This window comes from Nocardia sp. NPDC041819 (genome assembly GCF_055590505.1).
The window spans coordinates 1-8966 of record NZ_JBVJAP010000039.1 but is presented as its reverse complement, the minus strand read 5'-3'; the positions used below and the strand labels follow the sequence as shown (position 1 = coordinate 8966).

Genomic DNA, 8966 nt, shown 5'->3' with positions numbered 1-8966 from the left:
ACCCGGCTGTTCCATTCGGGCGCACCGATCGACACGGAGGTCTCGTCGGCGAGGGTGACGCGGTGGCTGGTGATGGACACCGCCGCCTCGGTCGGCCCATACAGATTGAACAACTCGGTGCGGGGATTCTCGCGCAAGAACCGCTGGGCCAACGCCCCTGGCAATGCCTCACCGATAGCCAACACCCGTCGCGGCGACCAGTCGCCGGTGTCCGTGGTCGCCCGGTGCACGAGCAGCGCGTCGAGCATCGACGGCACCACATGCAACGTGGTGACCGACTCGCGCGCCATCAGATCGTTGAGATACGCGGGATCCCGATGGCCATCAGGCGCGGCGATCACCAGACGGCCACCGCACACCGCGGCCGACCAGAACTCCCACACCGACAGGTCGAACGTCGCCGCCGTCTTCAGCAGCACCGAATCGTCCTCGGCCAGCTCGAATTCGGCCGCTTTCCAGAGCAACTGGTTCACGATCGCCGAGTGCGGCACCGCGACGCCCTTCGGACGCCCGGTCGAACCCGACGTGAAGATGACGTAAGCCGTGTTCTCCGGCCGGACGGGCGTGACGCGCTCGGCATCGGTGATCGGCACGCTGGCGACCGCGCTCAATTCCAGGTCTTCCAGCCGCACCACCGGCGCGACGTCGGTATCGAAGTCCGACTCGGTATTGCTCAACACACATACCGGGGCGGCGGCGGAGAGGATGTAGTCGGTTCGCTCGGTGGCTTGGTCGGGGTCGATCGGTACGTACGCCCCACCGGCCTCGGCCACCGCGTACATCGCCACCACCAGATCCACCGATCGGCGGAACGCGAGCGCGACCCTGCTCTCGGCACCGACACCCACCGAGATCAGGTAGCGGGCTAGTCGATTCACCCGGGCCGCCAGTTCCGCGTAGCTCAGCTCGACGCGTTCGCCGTCGGGCAGGTCCGCGACCAGCGCGACCGCTCCCGGCGTCGCCGCGACGGTCCCACGCAGCAGCGATCCCAGTGTCGCGGCGGAATCCACCGGATGGGCGGTGTCGTTCCATGCGGTGAGCACGTCGTGGCGTTCGGCGTCGGCGAGCAGTTCGATGTCCCCGACCGCGACGTTCGCGTCGGCGACCACGGCCGCGAGGACGCGCGCGAACCGCGCCGCGAAACCTTCCACCGTCGACCGATCGAACAAATCAGTCGCAAACGTCAAGAACCCACCGATACCAGCGGCCGCACCCGACTCCGCATACCCATCACCAACAATCAAATGCAAATCGAACTGCGACACATCCACATCGGCATCCACACCCGCCACCGTCAAACCCGGCAACTCCAACGCCGCACGCGCCACATTCTGAAACGACAAACCCACCTGGAACAACGGATGACGCGCCGTCGACCGCGACGGATTCAACACCTCCACCAACCGCTCGAACGGCACATCCGCATGCGCAAAAGCAGCCAAATCGATATCCCGCTGACGGGCGAGGACATCCGCGAACGACTCACCACCATCGATCCTCGACCGGAACACCACCGTGTTGACAAACATCCCGATCAGATCATCGAGTTCACGCTCACCACGACCCGCCACCGGCGTACCGACAGCGATGTCATCCGAACCCGACAACCGAGCCAACAACACCGCGAACGCCGCATGCACCACCATGAACAACGTCGCGCCATGCGCACGGGCGAGTTCGATCAACCCCGCATGCGTCGCCGCATCCACCTCCACGGGCACCCGCGCCCCGGCCAACGACGCCACCACCGGACGCGGCCGATCAATCGGCAACTCCAACAAATCCGGCAAACCAGCCAACTCCGCACGCCAGAACGCGATCTGCCGAGCCGCGACCGAATCCGGATCGCACTCATCCCCCAACACAGCACGCTGCCACAACGCGTAATCCACATACTGCACCCGCAACGGCGACCACCCCGGCACATCACCAGAGGTCCGCGCCGAATACGCCACCATCACATCCCGCACCAACGGACCCATCGACGACGCATCCGCCGCGATGTGATGCACCACCACCACGAGCACATGCTCCTGCGGCGCATCCGCGATCCGCAGCAGCCGCACTCGGACGGGCACTTCGTCGGTCACATCGAAGGGTGCCGCCGCGAGCGTGTACACCTCGTGCGCGACCTCGGCCGCGCCGATCGGATGGACGGCCACATCCAACGCCACCTGTCCCGCCGCCAGCACCACCTGCACCGGACCGTCCGGGGTCTCCGGATACACCGTGCGCAGCACCTCGTGCCTGCCCACGACGTCGTGCAGCGCCTCGCCCAGCGCGGCCACATCCAGCGCACCGGTCAAGCGCAACGCGAACGGCAAGTTGTAGGCCGCCGAACCGATCCGCTCCCCAGCGTCATCGGACTGATCGAACCGATTGAGAAACCACATCCGCCGCTGCGCCAACGACAACGGCAACTTTTCGGGCCGGGCAATACTCCCCAACTGCACCCGGCGCTCACCGGGGGTATGCGACTCGAGCGCCAACGCCAACGCCGCCACGGTCGGTGCCTCGAACAGTGTCCGAACCGGCACCCGCGCATCCACCGCCGCACCGATACGCGCCACCGCCTGCGTGGCGACCAGCGAGTTACCGCCGAGCGCGAAGAAATCATCATCCGCCCCGACCCGGCCCACACCGAGCACCTCACCGAACACCCCGGCCACGATCTCCTCGACCGCCGTCGCGGGCGCGCGGAATTCCCGCGCGGTGAAGGTCGGCTCGGGCAGAGCCTTGCGATCGAGCTTGCCGCTCGGATTCAACGGCAACGCATCCAGCGCGACGACCGCGGCCGGAACCATGTAGGCGGGCAGCGTCGCACCGATCGCCGCCAGCAATTCGGCCTGCTCGATCGATCGCCCCGGCGCGGGAACAACGTAGGCGACCAATTGGTCACCCAGCGACGAGGCCGCGACGAGGGCCACGGCCTGGCTCACCGACGGCTGCGCCAGCAGCGCCGTCTCGATCTCCCCCAGCTCGATCCGCTGACCGCGGAACTTCACCTGGAAATCGGTCCGGCCGAGATAGTCGAGCCGATGCGGCAGCACGTCGGTCGGGGCGCGCCAGGCCACCAGGTCACCGGTGCGGTACATCCGCGCACCGTTGCCGAACGGGTCGGCGACGAACCGGTCGGCGGTGAGATCGGGACGCCGCACATAGCCGCGAGCCAACTGGTCACCGGCGAGATACAACTCGCCCGGAACACCGGTCGGGACCGGTTGCAGACGCGAATCCAGCACGTACACCTGGGTGTTCCACTGGGGGACGCCGATCGGCACGGACCGCTCGTCCACGGCGGTCGCGGGCCAGTAGGTCACCGAGACCGCCGCCTCGGTAGGGCCGTAGAGGTTGTGCACGGCGGCGTCGGTCACGGCACGCACCGCGGCGACGGTCTCCGGCGGCAGCGCCTCGCCGATCACGAAGATGTCGCGCAAGGTGGGGCACGAGCCGGGGGCGGTGTGCGCCGCGAAGACCGTCAGCATGGACGGCACGAAGTCCGTCACCGTAACACCCTGGGAAGCAATGGTTTCCGCGACGTAGACCGGATCCCGATGTCCGTCGTGCGTAGCGACGACGAGCTTCGCGCCCACGCGCAGCGGCATGAAGTAGCCCCACAGCGAGACGTCGAACGTCGTCGCCGTCTTCTGCAGGTACACGTCATCGGCGTCGAGCGGATACGCCGCGAGCATCCAGCTGATCTGGTTCTGGATGGCGAAGTGCGAAACCGCCACGCCCTTGGGGCGGCCGGTCGACCCCGATGTGAAGATCACGTAGGCCGGATGGTGCGGCAACACGGGGCGTACCAGTTCGTCGGCACGCACCGGGGCGTCGTCGAATCGATTCGGGTCCAGAGCGTCCAGCAGCAGCACCGCGGTGCCCTCGGGCAAGTCGACCGCGTCGGTGGAGGTCGTGAGCACACAGACCGGCTGCGCCGTTTCGAGGATGTGGGCGATGCGTTCGGCCGGATGATCCGGATCCAACGGCACATAAGCCCCACCCGCCGCCACGATCGCATACATCCCCACCACAAGATCCAACGAACGCCGAACCGCCAACCCCACCAACGACTCCGCACCAACACCCTGCGAAATCAACAACCGCGCCAAACGATTCACCCGCGCATCGAACCCACGATACGAAAGCTCGACACCCTCGCACACGAGAGCGACCTCGTCCGCGTACGCCTCCGCCGCACGCCGGTAGCCGTCGAGCAGCGACTCGGCCTGCACCGGGTACCGGGTGTCGTTCCACTCGTGCAGGATGCGTTCGCGCTCCACGGGAGCGAGCAGATCGATCGCACCGATCGGCCGATCCGGCTCGGCCACGGCGATGGCCAGCAGCCGATCCAGGCGCCAGGCGAACTCGGCGATCGTCTGCTCGTCGAACAGGTCGGTGGCGTAGGTGAACCCCGCGGCGAAGCCCGCGGCCTCCCCCTCGGTGTCGGGCACCACGGTCAATTGCAGATCGAATTTCGCGACCGCGCCGTCGAACTCGAGTACCCGAGCGGACAGTCCGGGCAGCTCTATCTCGGGCCTGCTCATGTTCTGGTAGAACAGCGCCACCTGGAACAGCGGGTGGTGCGCCTGCGACCGCACCGGATCGAGTACCTCGACCAACCGCTCGAACGGCAGTTCGGCGTGCGAGAACGCGCCGAGATCCGTTTCCTTCGTCTGGGCGAGCAGCGCACGGAACGACGCGCCGAGGTCGATGCGGGTGCGCAGCACCAGCGTGTTGACGAACATGCCGATCAGCGCGTCGAGTTCCCGTTCACCACGGCCCGCCACGGGCGTGCCGACAGTGATGTCGTCGGTGCCGGTGAGCCGGGCGAGCAGCACCGCGAGCGCGCTGTGCACCACCATGAACTCCGAGACGCCCGCGCTGTGCGCCAGTTCGGCGATGCCTCGGTGCACCGCGGCGTCCACGGCGAAGGTGTACTCCGCGCCCCGGCCGGAGGCGACGGACGGGCGCGGCCGATCCGAGGGTAGGTCGATCCGGTCCGGGATGCCCGCCAAGGCGCGACGCCAGTAGGCGATCTGAGCCGCGGCCACCGAATCGGGGTCGTTCTCGTCACCGAGCATCGCGCGCTGCCACAGCGTGTAGTCCGCGTACTGCACCGGCAGCGGTCCCCAGGACGGCCTCGCCCTGTTGCGCCGGGAGAGGAACGCGCTGAGCAGATCCCGCAGGAACGGCGCGACCGAAGCGCCGTCGGCGGCGATGTGATGCACCACCACGACGACCACGTGATCGTCGGGGCCGATCTCGGCCAGCGCGACGCGCAGCGGTACCTCCGCCGCGACATCGAAGCCGTTCGAGGCGAATTCACGCAGCCAGGCCGTCAGCTCGTGCTCGGCGACGGGCTTCGGCGCGAGGTCGGGAACAGCTCGCGCGGCGGGTAGCACGACCTGGTAACCGATGCCGTCCACCGCCGGATACACCGTCCGCAACGTCTCATGACGCTCGACCACATCCGCGACCGCCGCCTGCAACGCCGCCACATCCAACACACCCGACAACCGCACCGCGAACGGAATATTATTCGCCGCCGAACCGGTATCGAACTGATTCAAAAACCACATCCGCCGCTGCGCCAACGACAACGGCACCCGCTCCGGACGCTCCACCGCCACCAACGCGCGCCGGTCCCCCGCGCCCTTCAACGGCTCCAGCCGCGCCGCCAGCGCGGCCACGGTGGGGCTCTCGAAGATCAGCCGTGCGGGCACCCGGGCCGCGATGGCGGCGCCCAGCCGGGCCGCGACCTGCGTCGCGATCAGCGAATTGCCGCCCAGTTCGAAGAAGTCGTCATCCGCGCCGACCGGCGCGCCGGGCCCGAGCACTTCGGCGAACACCTCGCCGACCAGCTCTTCCAGCGGGCCGACCGGGGCACGGAACACCTTGGTCTGCAACCGCGGTGTGGGCAGCGCGTCGCGGTCCAGCTTGCCCACCGGAGTCAACGGGATCTCGTCCAGCACCATGACCACCGTCGGCACCATGTGCGCGGGCAGGCTCTGCTGCGCGAAGGCGGCCAGTTCCGCCGCGTCGGCGGCCATCCCGGGCACGGCGTGCACATAGGCGACGAGAATGGTGACGCCGCTGTCCAGCTGGTGCCCCACGGTGACCGCGAAGTCGACCGTCTCGTGCGCGGCCAGCACCGCGTCGATCTCGCCCAGCTCGATACGGAAACCGCGAATCTTCACCTGGAAGTCGTTGCGGCCCAGGTACTCCAACTCGCCGTTCGGCGTCCAGCGCACCAGGTCACCGGTGCGATAGAGGCGGGAGCCGTGCACATCGAAGGGGTTCGCCACGAAGCGGGACGCGGTCAGCCCGGGGCGCTCGTGGTAGCCGCGGGCCAGCTGCGCACCGGTGATGTACAGCTCGCCGACCACACCGCTCCGCACGGGCACCAGCCGCTCGTCCAGCACGTATTCCGTGACGGCCCGGATCGGCGCGCCGATGGTCACCGGTTCCCCTGGCACCAGCGGCGCGCTGATGTTCGTCATGATCGTGGTCTCGGTCGGGCCGTACCCGTTGAAGAACTCACGGGTCCGCCCACCCGACACCGGGAGCACCCAGCGCCGTACCAGTTCCGGCGGGCACGCCTCGCCACCGGCCACCACCACGCGCAGCTCGTCCAACCCGGCCGGATCCACCGAGGCGAGCGCGGCGGGCGTCACGAACGCGTGCGTGACCGCCTCCCTGCGGACCAGGGACGCGAATTCCTCGCCGCCGAACACCGTGGGCGACGCGACGACCATGGTGGCCGCGCCACCGAGCGCCAGCAGCAATTCCAGGACCGACGCGTCGAACGACGGCGACGCGAAATGCAACGTCCGCGACGCACTCGTCACCCGATACCGATCACGCTGCTCGGCGCAGAAGCTCGCCAGACCCGCCTGGGTGACCACCACGCCTTTGGGCTTGCCGGTGGAGCCGGAGGTGTAGATGACGTAGGCGGGATGCTCCCCGCGCAGCGGGCGCACCCGATCGGTGTAGGTCACCGGATCGGCCGGGAACTCCTCGAGCCGCCGCGCGCACTCTGCGGAGTCGATCGACAGCCACTCGACCCGGTCCGGCAGCTCGGCGCGGACCTCCTGGACGGTCAGCCCGAAGACCGCGCCGGAGTCCTTCACCATGTGCTCGACGCGATCGGCCGGATAGTTCGGATCCACCGGCACGAAACCCGCACCCGTCTTGGCCACCGCCCACACCGCGACCACCGACTCCACCGAACGCGGAACACCAACCGCGACCAGATCCTCCGGACCCACCCCCCGATCGATGAGCAACCGCGCCAACCGCGTGGACCGTTCGTCCAGCTCGGCATAACTCAGCTGGGCGAGGGTGCTGGTCGCGTCGGCGAACACCACGGCCGCGCCGCTCGGGTTCGCCTCGACGGCCGTGGCCATCAACTGGGGCAGGGTGGTGACGCGGGGGCGGCGGGTCCGGGTCGGGCGCACGCGCGCCGGGCGGGTCATCGGCGCACCGCTTCCGCAGTTTCGTCACACCGCTGCCCGACCGCCCGAACCATCGTGCTGCCTCACCCTGTCTATCGTCGCCACACGCACGTCACCATGCTCCCCGCGCTGTGATCATCGAGCGCGCGCATGCCGATCGTTACCGAACCGTCGGCGCACGCCGGGCGCGACCGGCCACGACCCGTGGGGTTCCGGGCCGCGGGAACGGACGCGTATGACGAGTGCCGGGGACGATTATTCCCTGCCGACGCCGGATTCGGGTCGCGGCGTCGGCAGGGACGATCAACGGCGGCCGTCGAGCAGAGCGGCCAGCTGCGGACCGATCACCGCCAGCGCCTCCGGCGCGGCCATCCGAGCATGGGTGACCTCGACCGGGCGGTCGACAACCATGCCTTGGACAAACGGCCACCAGTCCGCGGCGGCGGCGCGCAACTCGTCGGCGGGATCGGCGACGGCCGCGCTGAAGTACTGCACGGTGCCGCGGAAGACGCCGGGCCGGTGCTCGGCGATCAGCTCCGCCGAGCGGACCGCGCTGCGATAGATCCGGCGCAGCCGTTCCGGCGTCACCGCCACCAGATCCGCCGGGATCATGGCGTGCAGCGCGGCCAACGACTCGTCATCGAGCTCGTAGACATCATCGCCCTCGGCAGCCGCCGTACCGAGGCCGAGTTCGGCCAGGGCGCCGCGCACTGCGGCGCGGAAACCGACGACGTCCGGATTCGGATGGCTGTCCATCATGGCCAGCAACTCCACCTGCTCGCCCGCCTCCTGCAACGCGGTGGCGATGGCATGGGCCAGCACACCGCCGAGCGACCAGCCGAGCAACCGGTACGGGCCCTGCGGTTGCACCGCCTTGATCTCCGATAGGTAGCGCTCGGCCAGCTGCTCGAGCGAACCGGGCAGTTCGCCGTCTTCCGACAGCGCGGGCGATTGCAGACCGAAGATCGGCTGCTCGGCGGGCAGGAACTGAGCCAGGCCCGCATACGACCAGGCCAAGCCGTACATCGGGTGCAGGCAGAACAGCGGGGCCGCCGATCCGCTCGCACGGATCGGCAGCAGCACGTCCAGCGCGGCGGTGGCGTCGGCGTCACCGGCGTCGATGCGGGCGGCCAAGCCCGCCACCGTGGCGTCGGTGAAGAACCACTGCACGCGCACCGTCGCTCCGGTCGCGTCCCGCAGCCGCCCGACCACCTGTGCCGCGAGCAGCGAGTTGCCGCCGAGGCCGAAGAAGTCGTCGTCCAGGCCGACCCGCTCGGCGCCGAGCAGTTCGGCGAACGCGCCTGCCACCGCTTGCTCGGTGACCGTCTGCGGCGAGCGGTAGGCGACGGCGCTGTTGATCTCCGGGGCGGGCAGCGCGCGGCGGTCGAGCTTCCCGTTCGGGGTCAGCGGCAGCGCCTCCAGCACCACGATCGCGTCGGGCACCATGTAGCCGGTGAGGAACCGCGCGACTTCGGCCCGGACCGTTGCGGGGTCGATGGTCACGCCGGTGTC

General features: G+C 68.9%; 2 protein-coding genes. Both read right to left on the bottom strand.

Features of this window, described 5'->3' with window-relative positions:
- Window positions 1-7475 (bottom strand): non-ribosomal peptide synthetase (locus ACZ6DL_RS37740; protein ID WP_466058499.1); only part of this gene is annotated, 7475 nt, incomplete at its 3' end.
- A 282-nt stretch (window positions 7476-7757) separates the two neighbouring features.
- On the bottom strand, window positions 7758-8966 hold a 1209-nt coding region (locus ACZ6DL_RS37735), incomplete at its 5' end, for a thioesterase domain-containing protein (protein WP_466058497.1).